Annotated in this window: 16 protein-coding genes; 13 read left to right on the top strand and 3 right to left on the bottom strand. The window is 33.4% G+C overall.

Annotated features, from left to right (window positions below; translation table 11 throughout):
• Together Q0X14_RS03445 and Q0X14_RS03440 are read left to right on the top strand one after the other, a co-directional pair.
• Positions 1-810 (top strand): hypothetical protein, encoded by an 810-nt coding sequence (locus Q0X14_RS03445; RefSeq protein WP_297842463.1) that lies wholly within the window; start codon positions 1-3, stop codon positions 808-810.
• A complete protein-coding gene (locus Q0X14_RS03440) occupies positions 807-1,649 on the top strand; it encodes an EamA family transporter (protein ID WP_297842460.1) in 843 nt (280 codons plus the stop codon). Before Q0X14_RS03445 ends, Q0X14_RS03440 begins: the two co-directional genes overlap by 4 nt.
• Positions 1,650-1,789: 140 nt before the next feature.
• On the opposite strand, the gene Q0X14_RS03435 is transcribed toward Q0X14_RS03440, so the two are convergent.
• From Q0X14_RS03435 to Q0X14_RS03425, 3 genes are all read right to left on the bottom strand, one after another.
• Entirely contained in the window at positions 1,790-2,284 is a 495-nt protein-coding gene (locus Q0X14_RS03435; RefSeq protein ID WP_297842457.1) for a transposase, read from the bottom strand.
• A gap of 344 nt (positions 2,285-2,628) precedes the next feature.
• On the bottom strand, positions 2,629-2,943 hold the full coding sequence (locus Q0X14_RS03430; RefSeq protein ID WP_297842453.1) for a hypothetical protein: 315 nt from the start codon (positions 2,941-2,943) through the stop codon (positions 2,629-2,631).
• A 162-nt stretch (positions 2,944-3,105) separates the two neighbouring features.
• Positions 3,106-4,614, bottom strand: a complete 1,509-nt coding sequence (locus Q0X14_RS03425) for an MFS transporter (RefSeq protein WP_297842451.1) — start codon at positions 4,612-4,614, stop codon at positions 3,106-3,108.
• A gap of 165 nt (positions 4,615-4,779) precedes the next feature.
• On the opposite strand from Q0X14_RS03425, the gene pabB reads away from it, so the two are divergent.
• From pabB to Q0X14_RS03370, 11 genes are all read left to right on the top strand, one after another.
• Positions 4,780-6,609: an aminodeoxychorismate synthase component I gene (gene pabB, locus Q0X14_RS03420; RefSeq protein ID WP_297842448.1), complete on the top strand. Its 1,830-nt coding sequence runs from the start codon at positions 4,780-4,782 to the stop codon at positions 6,607-6,609.
• A 71-nt stretch (positions 6,610-6,680) separates the two neighbouring features.
• Positions 6,681-8,252 (top strand): type I restriction-modification system subunit M, encoded by a 1,572-nt coding sequence (locus Q0X14_RS03415; protein WP_297842445.1) that lies wholly within the window; start codon positions 6,681-6,683, stop codon positions 8,250-8,252.
• Positions 8,253-8,359: 107 nt separating this feature from the next.
• Positions 8,360-9,670 carry a restriction endonuclease subunit S gene (locus tag Q0X14_RS03410; protein ID WP_297842442.1) on the top strand — a complete coding sequence of 437 codons (1,311 nt, stop codon included), beginning with the start codon at positions 8,360-8,362 and terminating at the stop codon, positions 9,668-9,670.
• 92 nt (positions 9,671-9,762) lie between these two features.
• Complete coding sequence (locus tag Q0X14_RS03405) at positions 9,763-10,140, top strand: endonuclease domain-containing protein (RefSeq protein WP_297842437.1); 378 nt, start codon at positions 9,763-9,765, stop codon at positions 10,138-10,140.
• A 202-nt stretch (positions 10,141-10,342) separates the two neighbouring features.
• Positions 10,343-13,276 carry an HsdR family type I site-specific deoxyribonuclease gene (locus tag Q0X14_RS03400; protein WP_297842433.1) on the top strand — a complete coding sequence of 978 codons (2,934 nt, stop codon included), beginning with the start codon at positions 10,343-10,345 and terminating at the stop codon, positions 13,274-13,276.
• The gene (locus tag Q0X14_RS03395; protein ID WP_297842430.1) at positions 13,269-13,592 is read left to right on the top strand and encodes a M48 family metallopeptidase; all 324 of its coding nucleotides are present in this window, start codon (positions 13,269-13,271) and stop codon (positions 13,590-13,592) included. The genes Q0X14_RS03400 and Q0X14_RS03395 overlap by 8 nt, the downstream gene beginning before the upstream one ends.
• A gap of 96 nt (positions 13,593-13,688) precedes the next feature.
• Complete coding sequence (gene fni / locus Q0X14_RS03390) at positions 13,689-14,729, top strand: type 2 isopentenyl-diphosphate Delta-isomerase (RefSeq protein ID WP_297842427.1); 1,041 nt, start codon at positions 13,689-13,691, stop codon at positions 14,727-14,729.
• Complete coding sequence (locus Q0X14_RS03385) at positions 14,726-15,721, top strand: polyprenyl synthetase family protein (RefSeq protein ID WP_297842424.1); 996 nt, start codon at positions 14,726-14,728, stop codon at positions 15,719-15,721. Before fni ends, Q0X14_RS03385 begins: the two co-directional genes overlap by 4 nt.
• The gene (locus tag Q0X14_RS03380) at positions 15,721-15,987 is read left to right on the top strand and encodes an HPr family phosphocarrier protein (RefSeq protein WP_297842422.1); all 267 of its coding nucleotides are present in this window, start codon (positions 15,721-15,723) and stop codon (positions 15,985-15,987) included. Before Q0X14_RS03385 ends, Q0X14_RS03380 begins: the two co-directional genes overlap by 1 nt.
• Positions 15,984-17,750, top strand: a complete 1,767-nt coding sequence (gene ptsP, locus Q0X14_RS03375) for a phosphoenolpyruvate--protein phosphotransferase (RefSeq protein WP_297842420.1) — start codon at positions 15,984-15,986, stop codon at positions 17,748-17,750. Before Q0X14_RS03380 ends, ptsP begins: the two co-directional genes overlap by 4 nt.
• Before the next feature lie 6 nt (positions 17,751-17,756).
• Positions 17,757-18,791 carry a bifunctional phosphoglucose/phosphomannose isomerase gene (locus Q0X14_RS03370; protein ID WP_297842417.1) on the top strand — a complete coding sequence of 345 codons (1,035 nt, stop codon included), beginning with the start codon at positions 17,757-17,759 and terminating at the stop codon, positions 18,789-18,791.
• Positions 18,792-18,804 lie beyond the last annotated feature (13 nt).

Below are 18,804 nucleotides of genomic sequence, written 5' to 3'. Positions count from 1 at the left end.
ATGAGAACGATTAGTATTCTTGGTTGTGGTTGGCTTGGTTTACCTTTAGCAGAATCACTCATTAGTGATGATTATATTGTTAAAGGTTCAACAACCTCTGATTTGAAATTATCTTTGCTACATAGCAAATCAATCGAGCCGTATAAAATTTTACTCAACCCGCAATTAATTGGCGAAAATGTAGAAAAATTTTTTGATTGTGATATTCTGATAATAAATATTCCTCCTTTACGAAGAGACGACCTAATTGAATATCATTTTCTTCAGATAGAATCTGTTGTTAAGCACTTAAAAAATTCACATTGCAGAAAAGTTATTTTCATCAGTTCAACTTCAGTCTATGGAAACAAGAATAACGAAGTTGACGAAGACAGTAAAACTCTACCTGATACACTATCTGGTGAAGCGTTAGTTATTGTAGAAAACTATTTAAAGAAGAATGAAATTTTTGATACAACTATCATTCGTTTTGGCGGTTTGATTGGTTCAGACAGAAATCCCGCTAAGTTCGCTTTAACCAGAACTGTAATTGAATATGCAGATACACCATTAAATTTGATTCATCTTGATGATTGTATTGGAATAATCAAAAGTGTTTTGGAAAAAGAGATTTGGAATGAAGTGACAAATGGCGTCTGTGAATATCATCCTACAAGAAGAGAATTTTATTCATTATCTGCAGAAAAACTTTCACTTCCAATACCTGAATTCAAAGATGGAAAAGAGCCGTATAAGATTGTTAAATCAAAGAAAATTAATTCACTATTAAATTATCAATTCAAATATTCTAACCCGTTGGACTCATTATGATTTATCTTCTTCTTGCTATAATCTGTTCAAGCAGTCTTGCATTGATTCTTAAACAGGGAAATGTTAAAAAATCAAACACGGCTATTCTGATAAATGCAAATTATCTGACTGCCTCTGTTCTTTCTCTTGTTTTTGTTTTTTATAAAGGTTCATTAACAATTTCATTACAAGCGTTTTTATTTGCAATGTTTCTCGGATACTTATTTGCAGCTACATTCTTTATCTATTCAAAAGCTGTTGGTCTGGCCGGAACAGCATTAGCAACAGTAAGCGCCAGATTATCAGTACTTATTCCGGTTTTATTTTCAATAATTCTTTATGGCGAATCACCAAACATTAAAATGATATTTGGATTTGCGATGGCTTTGGTGACTCTCTATTTGTTTTATCTGTCACTTAAAAATCATGATGGCAAACCACATTCAAAGGGAAGTTATTTAATTCTGATTTTATTGTTATTTGGAATCGGCTTAGTTGATTTCTCAATGAAAATATTTGAAAGAAATTTTCCATCAGAAGAAAAAGGAACTTTTGTCTTTACAATTTTCTTTTCAGCTTTTGTTTATACTTTAGGATATATTCTTTATAAGAAAATTAAATTTGAGTCGCATACATTTAAATTAGGTTTGCTGCTTGGACTTCCGAATGTTTTAGCGATACATTTTGTTCTGGCAGCATTGAGTGAATTGGAAGCCATTGTAGTTTTCCCAATTCAGAATATCGGTGTAATAGTGTTTACTGCAATTATGGCGTATATAATCTGGAAGGAAAAAATTAACAATTATGGAATCGCAGCATTAATCGCCGGAATAATTTCAATAATATTATTGAGAATTTAATCTAAGGAGACGGTCTCCCGGTCGTTCCGGATTCAAAAACCGTAAAAAAAATGGAATGAACAGGAGTCCATTCCCTGCAAAGGAAAATAAAATTTAATAATAAAAATGTAGGGAACGGTCTCCCGACCGTTCCGGATCCCTTACATCAATAAATTTTCTGGATTTCCTTTTTCTATTTCCCATTTAATTGGATTCTCTTGAATATACTTTCTGATTTCGTAAAATTCTTTCTCATTTCTAATTATTCTGTCAAAAAATGATGTTTGCCAGTGAAATTCGTTTGGAGGTTTTAGCTTCTCTCTGATTTTTTTAGTTGTGAATGACTTGAATTTACCAATTATGTCAGATAAGGAATAATTTTTAATACTACTTAACTCGTTATCAAGTACGAGGATTAAATGAATATGATCAGGCATTATTACAAAATAATCCACTTCTACAGGATAAAAACGATTAAGGTTTTTTAGGATTTCATTTAAGATTTTTCCATATTCTGTTAAGACCACTTTGTAATCAATTATATTTGAGAAAAATTCTCTTCTATCTTTAATACAAAGAGTTACAAAATAATACCCGTATTGAGAGTAATCATATTCTTTTAGGCGAGTTCTTTTTCTGTGTGGTAATTTATTCACTGTAAGAAATCATTAAATATATTATAAGTATGTTTTACTATTTACTTAAATAGTCCGAACAATCAACTTACAAAAATAAATAATTGTTGGTAACGGTCTCCCGGTCATTCCGGATTCAGAAGTAATAAAAAATAAACGGAATGGACAGGAGTCCATTCTCTACAAATGAAAATAAAAATTAATAATAAAATTGTAGGGAACGGTCTCCCGACCGTTACGGATTCAAAAGCCATAGAAAAAACGGAATGGACAGGAGTCCATTCCCTACAAAGGAAAATAAAATTAATAATAAAAATGTAGGGAACGGTTTCCCGACCGTTCCGCAAAATTTATGATGTTTTAATTTACGATTTGATTTCTTGCCAGACTTGTTTGATTGACTTACTATCAGAATTATCTGATTTCATTCCTTCAAGATAAGGGCAGGAGTTTTTATCTGATTTAATTTCTCCGTTCAGAAATGGACACTGCTTACCAGCTTCACTTTGTAACTTATCCTCAGATGATTTTCCGGAATAAGGACATTCTGATTGTGCCTGCTGCTGAAGATATGGACATTTTGCTTTGGAATCAGATTTCTTATCATCGTTCGAAGTGGAGAAAGCAAAACTGAAACTCAAAACTGTTAAAACTGCTAAAGATAAAATGAACCTTTTCATAATGACTCCTTTTATTTTCAACAACCATATACCAAAAAAATTAGTTCCATACAATCCCTAAAATTCAGGAAATAATTTTCCAAAGTTTAATCTTAAACAGAATATGAAATTAAGTTATAACTAATGAGAAAAAGCTAATTAACATAATTTGAGCATTCAAGCTCAATCAACATCATCAACAAACATTACCATCAATCCGGCAATAGTCATTGATATTCCACCGAGTAATAAAGCATAAATTGCTTCGCCGGAGAAAATTTCTCTTACAAAAAATCCAAGAATAGCTGCTGCGGTTATTTGTGGAATCACGATAAAGAAATTAAAAATGCCCATATAAACTCCCATCTTTTCGGGAGGTAAAGAGCCGGCAAGAATAGCATAAGGCATTGCAAGAATTGAAGCCCACGCAAGTCCAATTCCCAGTTCAGATATCAGAAGCAGTTGAGGATTTTTAATTACATAAAAAGATGCAAAAGCAATTCCACCTACAATTAAACTTATCATATGAACTGTTTTACGATTGGTTTTCTTTGCAAGCCAAACCAATACAAAAGCCATCACAGCTGCAAAACCATTATAAACTGACATTAGAACTCCAACCCAATCAGCACCTTCATTGTATAACTCTGAAGTTGGATCTGTTGCACCGTAAATATGATGCGTTACTGCAGGAGTGGTGTAAATCCACATTGCGAACAGAGCAAACCAACTAAAGAACTGAACAACCGCGAGCTGACGCATAGTCTTTGGCATTTTGTACAAGTCATTGAGAACAACAACAAAACCGCCATCTGTTTTGCCTCTACTCGTCAGCATTCCAGCTATAATCTGTAGAATACCAAAAATTATTGAACCAACGAACAACACATACAATCCATAATCATTTTCACGCAAAATAAAATGAAGAATTGCAGAACCAATTATTCCGACGATTGACCAAATAAATCCGAGTTTAATGAATTTGTTCTGCGGAATTCTTTCATCAACTCTGGATGAAGCATCCTTGTGTTTTTCTGTTTTATCTTCCTCAGAAAATCTTTTTAATTCCTCCGGTGAATATTCTTTTGTGCTGATTACTGTCCATAATACTGCGAGAAAGAAAACGGCTGCACCGATATAAAAAGAAAATTTAACTGAAGCGGGAATTTCACCTTCCGGTGCAGTGTTAGAAATTCCAAACCAGTTTGTCATCATATAAGGTAATGCAGATGCAATGATTGCTCCTGTTCCGATGAAAAAACTTTGCATCGAAAATCCAATTGTTCTTTGCTCGGATGGAAGCATATCTCCAACAAAAGCTCTGAATGGTTCCATTGAAATATTTATTGACGCATCCATAATCCATAACATTCCAGCAGCAAACCAAAGAGCCGGAGAGTTAGGCATTATAACAAGTGCAAGTGATGCGAGTATTGCACCAATTAAAAAATAGGGTCGTCTTCTGCCAAGTCGGTTCCAGGTTTTATCACTCATATGTCCGATAATTGGTTGAACAATCAATCCGGTAACAGGTGCAGCAATCCAGAGTATAGGAATTGAATCAATGCTTGCACCAAGTGTTTCAAATATCCTGCTAACATTTGCGTTTTGAAGTGCGAAACCGAATTGAATACCGAGAAATCCGAAACTCATATTCCAGATTTGCCAGAAAGAAAGACGAGGTTTGCCCATAAATAATCCTTAGTATTGTTAAATTAGCGACATCGAAAAATAAGTAATGCAACATAATTAGCGTAATTGTTGTTCAATCTTTTACTATGTTGCCTTAGTGCCGGTAATACAGAGGGATTTTACCACTTAGTTACTAAGCGCACAAAGATACACTAAGAAAGTTAAATGAAAATTTCAGAAATCGTAAATAAAGTTTTATCAAATCCTTATTCGGCATTTTTTTATACTCCACCGATTTATCCAAATGCAAAATCATTTTTATTTGATAAACCATCAGAGATTCTGACTATTTATGGACTGAATGATTTTGAACCAATGCTATCAAAAGCAGATAAAAAGATTGCGAAAAATTTATTTGGTTATGCAACTCTCAACTATGAGTTAGGTTATTTATTTGAACAAAGGTTACACAAATTTCTAAGAGAAGATAAACCACTCGCTCATTTAGTATTTTTTAATGATAAAAATGTTAAAGAGATAAATTCCGAATCCATAAAGTTATCTGCTGAACTAAATTTTATAGTTTCTGATTTTCATCTCAATACATCTAAAACTGAGTACATCAATTCAATAAGAAAAATTAAAAAGTACATTGCTGACGGTGATACTTATCAAATCAATTATACAGTAAAGGGTAAGTTCAATTTTGAAGGAGACATTGCTTCGTTCTTTTCAAATCTGATTTTCAATCAGTCGGCAAAATATATTGCTATCATTAATCTTGTTGATGAAATAATAATTTCAATCTCACCTGAATTGTTTTTCGAAACAAATCTGAGAAATATTATTACCAAACCGATGAAAGGAACGATTACTCGAGGAGTAAGCTATCAGGATGATCAGATGAAAAAACACGAGCTTGAAAACAGCATTAAAAATCAGGCAGAGAATGTTATGATTGTTGATTTGTTGAGAAATGATTTAGGAAGAATTTGTGAATTCGGTTCTGTTCAAACAACAAAATTATTTGAAATTGAGAAATATGAATCATTGTATCAGATGATAAGTACAGTTAAAGGCAAGCTGAGGAAGTCTGTAAAGTTTTCGGATATAATTAAAAATATTTTTCCTTGTGGCTCTGTTACAGGAGCACCAAAAATAAGAACGATGGAAATAATCAGAGAGCTTGAAAAGGAAGAAAGAGGAATCTATACAGGAGCAATCGGTTTGATGCTTGGGAAAAATCTCGTTTTCAATGTAGCAATCAGAACAATTCAGTTTGACCGTGAAATGAAAAAAGGTACAATTGGCCTTGGAAGCGGTGTAGTTTGGGACAGCAAACCTGAAAAAGAGTATAATGAAGTGTTGCTCAAAAGTAATTTTCTCATTAAGCCAGAACCTTACTTTGAGATTTTTGAAACTGCAAGAGTTGAAAATGGCGAAGTAACTTTTCTAACTGACCATCTTCAAAGAATGAAACAGGCAGCAGATTATTTTCTATTCAATTATGATGAAAAGAAAATTGTTAAGAAAATAAATAATGAACTCAAGACACTTGACGCAAATAAGGTTTATCGGTTAAAAATAATTTTAAATAAAACAGGGAAAGTCGAATTACAAATTCAGGAATTCACTCAGAAAAAATCAGTTATAAAGATCATTCTTTCAAAAAATAAAATTAACAGCTTAAATAAGTTTCAGTATTTCAAAACGACAAACAGAAAACTATATGATGAAGAATATAATCATTTTAAAGCAAAGGGTTTCTTTGATGTAATTTATCTGAACGAAAATGAAAATGTTTCGGAAGGTTCAATCACAAATATTTTTATCAGGAAGGGTAATGTAATTACAACTCCAACTGTGCAATGTGGAATTTTGTCAGGCATTTACAGAAAGTATTTCATAAGGACTCATCCCGAAACAAAAGAAAAAAGAATTTCATTAGATGATTTACTAACTGCAGACGAAATAATTCTCACAAACTCTTTAAGAGGAGCAGTTAAAGTTGATGAGTTTTATCTGAATGAGAAGGAATATATTGCATATTTATGAATACGAAATCTGTGTTTCTTTTTACGATCATAATTAAATAATTTTAAATAAATTTATGGGAAAATTTTTGGATGAGTAATAATAATAATTCTAAATCCCTCGAATCCTGGATTTGGGATGCTGCTTGTGCAATCAGAGGAGCACAAGATGCACCCAAGTACAAAGACTTCATACTACCACTCATTTTTGTAAAACGACTGTGCGATGTATTTGATGATGAAGTTCAGAAAATTACTGATAAGATTGGGGATAAAAAGAGGGTATTAAAACTAATCGAAAAAGACAGAAAGCTTACACGCTTTTATATCCCATTCAGACCTGAAAATATAGATGATCCAACCTGGTCTGTCATTCGTAAACTATCAACTAACATTGGTGAAGAACTAACAAACAAGCTGAGAGATATTGCGAGAGAAAATCCACGTTTGCAGGGAATAATAGATCGTGTTGATTTTAATGCAACCACACACGGACAAAGAGATATTGATGATGATAAACTTAGTAACCTTATTGAAGAAATAAGCAAGAAGAGATTAGGACTCAAAGATGTTGAACCTGATATTATTGGCAGAAGCTACGAATATCTTATAAGAAAATTTGCTGAAGGTGGAGGACAAAGTGCAGGCGAATTCTACACTTCCAAAGAAGTAGGAATGATTATAGCTCGTATACTTGATCCCGAACCCGGAATGGAAGTTTATGATCCTTGCTGTGGGTCTGCAGGATTACTTATTAAATGTCAGTTGGTGCTTCAGGAAAAAATGGAACTTCGGTCAAAACAAAAATATGCACCGTTAAAGTTATATGGTCAGGAATTTATTGGAACTACCTGGGCAATGGCAAATATGAATATGGTTATTCACGATATGGAAGGCACTATTGAAATTGGCGATACAATGAATTCACCAAAGTTTAAAGAAAGAAACAAACTTAAAAAGTTTGATCTGGTTACTGCTAATCCAATGTGGAATCAGGATAATTTTAATCAATCAACTTATGAGAATGATGAATTTGAAAGATTTTCAGCAGGATTTCCTCCAAACGGTACTGCGGACTGGGGATGGGTTCAACATATTCTTGCTTCACTGAAAGAAAATGGAAGAGCAGGAATTGTTTTGGATACTGGTGCTGTATCGAGAGGTTCGGGAAATCAAAGTACTAACAGAGAAAAGGAAATTAGAAAATGGTTTGTTGAAAAGGATTTGATTGAAGGCGTGCTTTACTTACCTGAAAATCTTTTCTACAATACTTCTGCACCGGGAATTGTTTTATTTCTTAACAAGAAAAAAGATAACCTGCCTGCCGGCAAGGCAGGAAGCAGAAAAAATAAAATCCTTTTAATAAATGCTTCCAAAGAATTTCAAAAAGGACAGCCAAAGAATTTCATACCAGAAGAGAACCAAAATAAAATTGTTGATACCTATCTCAATTGGAAGGAGATTGAAAAGTTTAGCAAGGTAATAGACAAAGATGAGATAGTTAAGAATGATTATAATTTATCTCCAACACGATACATACATACAGCGGAAGAAGAAACATACAGACCAATTGGTGAAATACTCGAAGACCTGCGTGAACTTGAGCAAGAACAGAAAGAAATTGATAGAGAATTAAAAAATATTTTTAAAAAATTAGGTTACTAATTTGAAACCTTTGAAACGGTTTATAACCTTTGACCATATAAATAACCCCCGACTTAAGTCGGTAGCTAATGAAACCAAGCTGCAAATAGCAACTGTTTTAACAGTTTATGAATAAGAAAACAAAAAATAACTCACAACAAATCCCAACCGGCTTTAAGCAAACCGATATTGGTTTAATCCCTGAAGATTGGGAGTTGAAAAAATTAAGTGAAGCTTCGGAAATCATAATGGGGCAATCTCCACCTTCCAGCACATATAATTCTGAAGGTAATGGATTACCTTTTTATCAAGGGAAGGCTGATTTTGGGAATGTGTATCCTACTCCGAGAATTTGGTGTACCTCACCTGCAAAGATCGCTGAAAAAAATGACATATTGATTTCTGTTAGAGCACCTGTTGGTCCAACCAATTTGTCGTTTGAAAAAAGTGGGATTGGTCGTGGCTTATCGGCTATCCGAACAAGAGAGAATCACTATCTTTATCTTTATTATTATCTAAATAAAATTGAAAAAGTAATTGAGAAGCTTGGGACTGGAAGTACTTTCAAAGCGATAAATAAAAGTCAGTTATACAATATTGAAATTCCTCTCCCTCCTCTTCCCGAGCAAAAAAAAATTGCTTATGTGCTTTCGAAAATACAGCAGGCAATTGAGGTGCAGGAGAAAATAATTAAAACCACTCAGGAGCTTAAAAAAGCTTTAATGCAAAAACTCTTTACCGAAGGGCTCTACGGCGAACCACAAAAACAAACAGAGATTGGTCCCATCCCAGAAAGTTGGGAAGTTAAGGAAATGAGTGAAATAACAAAGATAACAAGTGGAGGGACACCAAGTAGAAAAATTCCTAAATATTATACGGGTGAGAATTTATGGGTAAAATCAGGTGAATTAGAAGATAATATAATAGAAGATACAGAAGAGAAAATTACAGATGAAGCTATAGCAAATTCATCCGCAAAAATTTTTCCACAAGATACAATACTTATAGCAATGTATGGTGCAACAGTTGGTAAAACCGCTATTCTTAAGAAAAAATCTACAACGAATCAAGCTGTATGTGCGATATTACCTAACTATGACCTCTTCGATCCTGAATTTCTTAGACATTATTTTATTACAATTAGAGATAAATTTCTTAGCCAAAGGTATGGAGGTGCACAACCTAATATTAGTCAGACTATAATCAAGAATACAAAGGTTCCAATTCCATCGATTACCGAACAAAAAGAAATATCTAAAATATTTAAAAATTTAGATCTCAAAATAGTCCTACAAAATAATCATCTCAGTATTCTAAAAGAGTTTTTTCATACTACCTTAAATCAATTAATGACTGGTCAAATTCGAGTTAAAGATATTGAATTCAAAATAGAGGAAACGCAGCTATCCCTTCTTGAGAAGGGACAAAGGGATGTGTAAGAATGTTGAGTGACTTTAAAATAAGATTTGGACACACCCCTCGGTCTTCTCAAGATGCGACAATACGCTTTTTTAACAGAAGGGGTGTGTAGATGAGAAGGAAAATTATCCTATACAACCCCTCACTAAAAGAAAAAGCCAGACAGTTACGCAACAACAGCACATTTACTGAAATAATGCTCTGGCAGCAGCTGAAAGGCAAACAAATTAAGGGATACGATTTCCATCGGCAAAAACCACTTGACAACTACATAGTAGATTTCTTCTGCAACGAACTTATGCTGGCAATTGAGGTTGATGGTGAAAGTCATTACGGAAATGAAGAACACGATAGAATGCGACAAAAGAAACTGGAAGAATTTGGTATCAGCTTTTTACGTTTTGATGATATGGAAATAAGACATAATCTGGATGGAGTAATAAAACGGATTGAAGAGTGGATTGATGAATTTGAGAGTAAAAAGGTATGATAAGCTTAAGTAAAGACACACCCCTCGCCCCTCTCAAGAGGGGACGGTACGATTTAAAAATACAAGTCTATCCCTTCTCGAGAAGGGACGAAGGGATGTGTAATTTATTGTGGCTCACAAATGAGCTACAATTTGATTTGTGGCTCACATATTGAAATTTTTGAGCCACAAAACTTGAAAGAAATTAAAAACTTTTACGAATATGAGTAATTCATTCACTGAACATACAACAGTTCAAAAAAGAATTTTAGAGTATGCATCTCAGATTGGCTGGCAGCTATTGTCACAAGCCGAAACAGAAAAGTTAAGACACTTTGATACTTCATCAACATTACCAGCAGAAAGAGCTAAAAATTCTTATCCATTCTTAAAAGATTTTTTACTTCAAAAAGTAATGGAGTTTAATCCCAAATACTCGGAAAAAGACAACAACCTTTTTTCAAAACTAAATGGTCTTAGAACCGATATTCACGGCAATAAGGACTTTCTTCAATATCTCAAAGGAGAGAAAACATTCTTCTCTTCAGAGGATAATCGTGAATATAATCTTAAACTTATTGACTTTGACAATCCATCGAACAACACCTATCACATTTCGGAGGAATATTATTTTAACAACAGCAGATATGGAAACAGGGAAGATGTTGTATTCTTCATAAACGGAATACCTGTAATTTTCGTTGAATGTAAAAACGCAACCAAAGATGAAGCTCTTGCAATCGGAATTGATCAGATAAGGCGCTATCATAGAGAAACTCCGGGAATGCTGATTCCTCAGCAGATTTTTACAGTTACAGAGGCAATCGGATTATTGTACGGTGTAACCTGGAATACGAACCGTAAAAATCTCTTCTACTGGAAAGCCGTAAAAGATGAAAATGAGATTGGAAATCTTGAATCAAAAGTAAAGACATTTTTTGATATCAGAAGCATTCTCGCATTTCTTAAAAATTACATATTATTTGTTGAAAAGGATGAAGAGTTAAATAAATTTATTTTGCGTCAGCATCAGGTTGAAGCTGTTGAGAAAGTTGTTGAGAGAGCTTTAGATGATGAAAAGAAAAGAGGATTAGTCTGGCATACTCAGGGTTCAGGTAAAACTTATACTATAATCAAATCAGCGGAGATATTGTTCAAACACCCGCAAGCTGATAAACCAACTATCATTCTACTGATTGACAGAAATGAACTTGAAGATCAGATGATAAGAAATTTGAGAAGTTTAGGAATTGAAAATGTGAAACACGCCAATAGTATTGCTGCAATGAGAGATTTGTTGAGGGAAGATTATCGTGGGTTGATACTCAGTATGATTCATAAGTTCAATGATATGCCACCTGATATCAACAAACGACAAAATATTTATGTTTTAGTGGATGAAGCTCATAGAACAACTTCCGGTGATTTGGGAAATTATCTGATGGCTGCAATTCCAAATGCAACACTGATTGGATTTACAGGGACACCGATAGACAAGACAGCTTATGGCAGAGGAACATTTAAAACTTTTGGAATTGATGATCCGAAAGGTTATCTGGATAAATATTCAATCTCAGCTTCCATAAATGATGGAACAACTTTACCGCTTTATTATTCTCTTGCACCGAATGAATTAAGAGTGCCGGAAGAAATTCTTGAAAAAGAATTCCTGAAACTTGCAGAGGCTGAAGGTGTAAGTGATATTGAAGAATTGAATAAAATTTTGGAAAAAGCTGTTCAGACAAAAAACTTCTTAAAAGGTAAACGAAGGATAAATAAAATTGGAAAGTTTGTTGCAGAGCATTATAAAACTTATGTAGAAAACCTTGGTTACAAAGCATTTTTGGTTGGAGTGGACAGAGAAGCTTGTGCTCTTTACAAAAAAGCATTGGATAAATATTTACCTACGGAATATTCACAAGTTGTTTACACAGCAGGATATAATGACACAGAAGAATTAAAGGAATATCATCTTGACAAGGACGAAGAAAAAACAATTAGAAAAAATTTTGCTAAAAGCGGAACTCTACCTAAAATTTTGATAGTTACAGAAAAACTTCTTACAGGATATGATGCTCCGGTACTTTACACGATGTATTTAGATAAACCGATGAGAGATCACACATTACTTCAGGCAATAGCTAGAGTTAATCGTCCCTATGAAGATGAAGAAGGAAAGAAAAAACCTTTCGGATTGGTAATTGATTTTATTGGAATATTTGATAAGCTGGAAAAAGCCCTTGCATTTGATTCGGATGATGTTAAAAGTGTAATTAGAGATTTAGTCCTATTAAAAGAATCATTCAGAAAACATTTGGAAAAACAAGCACCGAAATATTTAAATCTGATAAAGCCGCCTTACAGTGATAAAGAAGTTGATAAGCTGATTGAACATTTCAAATCAAAATCTAAGCGTAAAGAATTCTTTAAGTTCTTCAAAGAAGTTGAAATGCTCTATGAAATCATTTCACCGGATGCATTTCTAAGACCTTATATGGAAAACTATAAACTTCTTACTCAAATTTATTACATAGTCCGTAATGCTTATGCAAATAAGGTTTATGTCGATAAAGAATTTCAGAGAAAAACAATTGATCTGGTGAAAGAGACGGTTGATATTACAAATATTGAATCCGTTACTGATGCTTACGAATTGGATGCAAAGACGATTGAATTGATTAAGGAAGGTCAGAAACCGGATAATGTTAAAGTAATTAATCTCATCAAAACAATTCTCAGGCAAGCTGAGGAACACAGCGGTGATCTTGTACTTATTTCCATAAAGGATAAAGCGCTGGCAATTCAGGAAAATTATGAGAACAGAATCATTACTACGAAGGCTGCTCTTGAAGAGCTTGAAGCATTAGTTAAAGAAATAATCAATCAGGAAGAAGAAAAAAAAGCTAAAGGTTTTGATGATTTAACATTTTTCTTCTCAAAAAAACTCTCTGAGTATGGATTGAGTAATAGTGATAACATTGCAAAAAGCTTTATTGAGAGCTTTAAAAAATATCCCAACTGGAAACAAAGCGAAGCAGAAACAAGAGAACTTCGTCAGGACTTATATTTAAATCTATTATCTGAGATTGATGATATAGACAAAGCCAATCAAATCATTGATGAACTGTTTAATATAATCTTAAAAGCTAATGAGTAAATGGAAAGATAAAACTGAGTTTAAGAAAGAAGTGGTAAAGTACGCAGTCAAGTTAGATATTACATTAAAACGTATTTCCATTCGTCCAATGAAACGTAAATGGGCATCCTGCTCAACTGATGGCAACTTAAACTTTAATGATGAATTAATTAATTTGGATAAAAGACTTGGCAGATATGTCATTGTTCACGAGTTATTGCACTATCATTATCCCAATCACGGTAAGCTCTGGAAAAGCTTAATGAGAGCTTATTTGGGGAATTATGAAAATTTAGAAAAACATTTATCAAAACTGTCGAACAGGAAACAAGAATAAAACATCTGAGCAGATACTAACTCTCTGCAACTTTTATTTTATTTTAATATCTTGCATCAAAAATTATAAACCTTTACCTATGTTACATATCATTATATGAGTGAGTCGGCTTCAAATACTTCTCAACGAAAATCTGAACACATCCGTTTGTGTCTGACTAACGAAGTTTCTTTCAGACAGAAAACAAATGGATTTGAAAATTATGAGTTCATTCATTCCGCAGTAACTGAAGTTGATATAAATAAAATTTCATTTCAAAAAAAACTTTTTGGTAAGAAAATAAATTATCCTTTTCTTATTTCCTGTATGACCGGCGGAACAACTGAAGCAGAAAATATAAATAGTATGCTTGCTGAAGTTGCTGAAGAGATAAAAATTCCGATTGGAGTCGGAAGTCAGAGACAGGCACTTGAGAATGCATATTTTCATAACACTTACAAAGTAATTCGCAGCAAAGCTAAAGATGTTCCTGTGTTGGGGAACATCGGAGCAGCTCAACTTGTTCATCTGAATGTTAAAGAAATTCAGAAACTTGTTGATATGCTTGATGCCGATGCATTTGTTGTTCATCTGAATCCTTTACAGGAATTACTTCAACCTGAAGGTGAACCTTATTTTGTTGGCTTATTAAAAAAGTTGGAATCTGTTTGTAAAAAACTTTCAGTGCCTGTGATAGCAAAAGAAGTCGGCTCAGGAATAGATAAAATCTCTGCCAAAAAATTACTTGATGTTGGTGTAAAAGGTATTGATGTTGCGGGTGCTGGTGGAACAAGTTGGGCCGGAGTTGAACTTATCCGAAAGAATGAAATTGAAAATCCTTTTTGGGATTGGGGACTTCCGACAGCTTATTGCATTAGAACAGTAAATGAATTAAAAAAGAATTATAATTTCCTGTTAATTGGCTCTGGTGGCATTAATAGTGCATCAGAAATGGCTAAAGCTTTTTCGCTTGGAGCAGATTTAACAGCTTCTGCAAGAATAGTGCTGCAAAAATTAATGAGTGAAGGTCAGGAACAGGTTAAACTAATGATTGAAAGTTGGTTTAAATATCTTCGCGAAGTAATGTTTCTTACCAATTCGCAGAAATTATCCGATTTGCAAAAAAATAAAATTCAAAAAAAGGAATTACTGACTTGAAAAAATTTAATCCGTTAAAGTACGCAGCACTTTATGAAGAAGAGAGAAAGAAAATTGATAAAATGCTGGCTTCTTCATTAAAGAAAAGAAAACCAAAATCTCTTTATGAACCTGCATCTTATATTTTACAAAGTAGTGGCAAAAGACTAAGACCTTTACTGGTTTTACTTTCTGCAAAAGCAGCCGGTGGAAAATTTAAAGATGTTTATAATGCTGCAGTTGCCGTCGAGATAATGCACAACTTTACACTTGTTCACGATGATATAATGGATAACGCAGACTTAAGAAGAGGCAATCAAACTCTGCATAAAAAATATGATTTGAACACAGCAATACTTGCAGGTGATAGTCTTCTCTCAATTGCCTATGAATTTCTATTGAAAGATTGTAACGGAAATACTAAAGCCGCAGTAAGTGCGTTCACTCAAGGTTTGATTGAAGTTTGTGAAGGTCAGAGTATGGATACAGATTTTGAAACAAGAAATGATGTTCAGCTTAAAGAATACATTGTAATGATTACCAAGAAAACTGCTGCGATGGCTAAAATGTGTTGTGAGCTTGGTGCAATTTTAGTTGATGGAAAAAAGTCAGACATCAAATCACTCTCAAATTATGGACTGAATCTCGGAATTGCTTTTCAGATTCAGGATGATTTGCTTGACATCATTGGTGAGGTAGACAAATTCGGTAAAACTGTTGGTGGTGATTTAATTGCCGGTAAAAAAACTTTTCTCTTTATAAAAGCATTTGAAAAAGCTGAAGGACAGGATAAAATTGATTTACAAAAAATGATGGACAATAAAGGTATCAAACCCGAAGAAGTTCAGCATTACAAAAATATTTTTGAAAAACTTGGAGTTCTTGAAGATGCTAAGAATGAAATCAGAAAATACACGAACAGAGCATTGTCATCTATTGATATGATTTCAAAAAAATCAGAAACAGGAATTTTTCACTGGTTAGCAGATTCACTAATTAAAAGAAACAGATGATGATCGAGAAAAAAGTTAAAATCATTAACAAGGCAGGACTTCATACAAGACCTGCTGCAACAATCGTTAAAATGGCTTCAAAATATAAATGTGATTTTTATATCAATCGTGATGGGATGAGCATCAATGGTAAAAGTATTATTGGAGTAATGACATTAGCTGCTGAAATGGGCTCTGAGCTAACACTTGTATTTGATGGTGAAGACGAACAACAGGCAGCTGAAGAAATTGTTTCATATTTTGAAAGGGGATTTGATGAATTATGAAATCATTTAAAGAAATAATCTCAAAAGCTCAGAATAAAATTCCTGGTATTGCCGCAGCTCCAGGAATTGTAATCGGAAAAGCATATCTCTTCACAAAAGAAAAAATCGAAATCTCAAAAGCTCCTATAACTGATATTGACGAAGCAATAAAAAACCTCAATGAAGCACTCGCACAATCAAAAAAAGAACTACAGAAAATTTTTCAGATTGCAAAAGAAAAAATGGATGATACGAGAGCAGGAATTTTTGAAGCTCATTTGATGATTCTCGATGACCCTGTTCTGCTTAAAACGATTGAAGAAAGAATTAAAAAGGAAAAAGTACAACCTGAGTTTATTGTTGCCGATGAAATATCCAAATATCAGGAATTGATGATTATCTCAAATGAATCATATATGAAAGAAAGGGCGCAGGATATTGAAGACATTAAAAACAGAATAATCAGAAATCTCCAGAAGAAAAGACTTCATTCAAAAATTGAAGACGGTGTAATTGTTGTAAGTGAAACTTTAACTCCAGCCGATACTTTGCTTTTTTCGAAACATAATTCACTTGGATTTGTAACTGATCACGGTGGATTGACTTCACACGCTGCAATAATTTCAAGATCACTTAACATTCCCGCTGTAGTTGGAACTCACAATGCTACACAAATAATTAAAGACGGAAGTATAATTATCGTTGATGGTTTTCACGGTTATGTATTTTATGAACCAACCGAAGAACAAATAAATTTCTATTCTGAAAAACAGAAAAGATTATTTGAATTACAGAAAGGACTTGAAGAATACAAGGACAAAGAAGCAATTACTTCAGACGGCAAGAAAATAAGTGTTGAAGCCAATGTCGATGTAAGCGGTGAAATTGATATAGTAATCTCAAGTGGTGCAAATGGTATCGGGCTTTATCGTTCTGAACAAATTCTTGATGAACTTGGTGAATTTCCGAATGAAGAAGAACAAACAACAATTTATACAAAACTTGCCAGCCGAATGTATCCGCTTTTTTGTACTATCAGAGCATTTGATATTGGCGGAGATAAATTCCGTTTTCAGGAATATAAAGAACCGAATCCATTTCTCGGTTTGCGCGGAATAAGATTCTTACTTGAGAACGAAGCTTTATTCAGAACACAGGTTCGTGCAATACTCAGAGCAAGCAAACACAAAAACATCAGATTGATGTTACCTATGGTTTCCACGATAGATGAGATATGGCGTTCAAAAAAAATTATTGACGAATGTAAGAAAGAACTAAGAAAAGAAAAGATTGAATTCGATAGCAAAATTAAAATCGGAATTATGATTGAAGTTCCATCCGCTGCTGTTATGGCAAGAGATTTTGCAAGTGAAGTAGATTTCTTCAGCATCGGTACAAATGATTTGATTCAATATCTGATGGCTGTTGATCGCGGTAATGATCTTGTTGCTGATCTATATCAGGAATTTTCGCCTGTTGTTGTCAGAACTATTCATCATATTGTTCAAGGTGCAAAAGAGTTTAATACACCAGTAAGTCTTTGTGGCGAAATGGCGGCTGATACACTTGCAATTCCTTTGTTGGTTGGTCTTGGATTGGATTCATTGAGTATGTCACCTGCAACAATTCTTTACGCCAAAAGAATTATCAGTTCCTTCGCATTCAAAAAAGCAAAAGCAATGGCAGAGGAATGTCTGACTTTTAAAACTCATAACGAAATTGAAGAGAGAATTAAAAAATTCTTTGAAGAAAATAAAATTATCAGAACCAGAAACATTATTTAGGTGATTATGAAAATTTCAGAATTCATTCAGAAGTACGATACACAAAATCAGTATCAGATATTAAAAGAAACATACAAACAAATTGAGTATGCAATTAATAATTCATATCCTGATTTTGGATTTTCAAAAAATCAGATTAACAAAATTATTATTAGTGGTTTGGGAGGTTCTGCAATAAGCGGCGATCTTCTTAAAAATTTTTTGAAAGATGAACTAAGTATTCCTGTTATCGTCAACAGAAATTATTTTTTACCATCATTCGCAGATGATAAAACTTTACTGATTGCTTCATCATATTCAGGTAACACAGAAGAAACTTTATCATCATTTAATGAAGCAGTTAAAAAAGGATGTAAGATTATTTGTATTTCAACCGGCGGAAAATTAGAGAAGCTTGCTGAGGAAAATTCAGTTCCATTTGTAAGATTACAAAAAGGGTTTCAACCTCGATATGCATTGGGATTAAGTTTTTTTACTTTACTAAAAGTATTTGAAAAACTTGAATTAATCTCTCCACAAAATGAATTTGTTGATGCTACACTTCAACTTTGGAAAAGAAAAGCCGATGAATACTCAACTGAAGAAAATCATGCTGTTTCAGTTGCTCAGCAATTGTTAGGATTTATTCCTGTTATTTATTCTGCTTCCGATTACACAAATGCAATTGGTTACAGATTAAAATCGCAGATTAATGAAAATTCAAAACTTCACGCGTTCCATCACGAATTCCCGGAGATGAATCACAATGAAATTATTGGCTGGGAATCTCATCAACAAAAAAAGCTTCACACAAAGGTTATTTACATACTCGATGAAATTTATCATCCTCAAATCAAAAAACGATTTCAAATCGTATCTGAATTTATAAACAAAGCTGATGTTGAAATAATTTCACTGCAAAGCAATGAAAAGAATTTTAAGGTACGCATTATGGATTTGATTTTTTTAGCTGATTGGATAAGTTTTTACTTAGGCATATTAAGAGGATTTGATCCAAGTGAAATCGAGTATATCAATCTTCTTAAGGAAAGATTATCCTGAAACTAAACTGAGA

Source organism: Ignavibacterium sp. (genome assembly GCF_025998815.1).
GTDB lineage: Bacteria > Bacteroidota > Ignavibacteria > Ignavibacteriales > Ignavibacteriaceae > Ignavibacterium.
The sequence above is the reverse complement of the archived record's forward strand: the minus strand, read 5'-3'. Positions and strand labels throughout refer to the sequence as shown.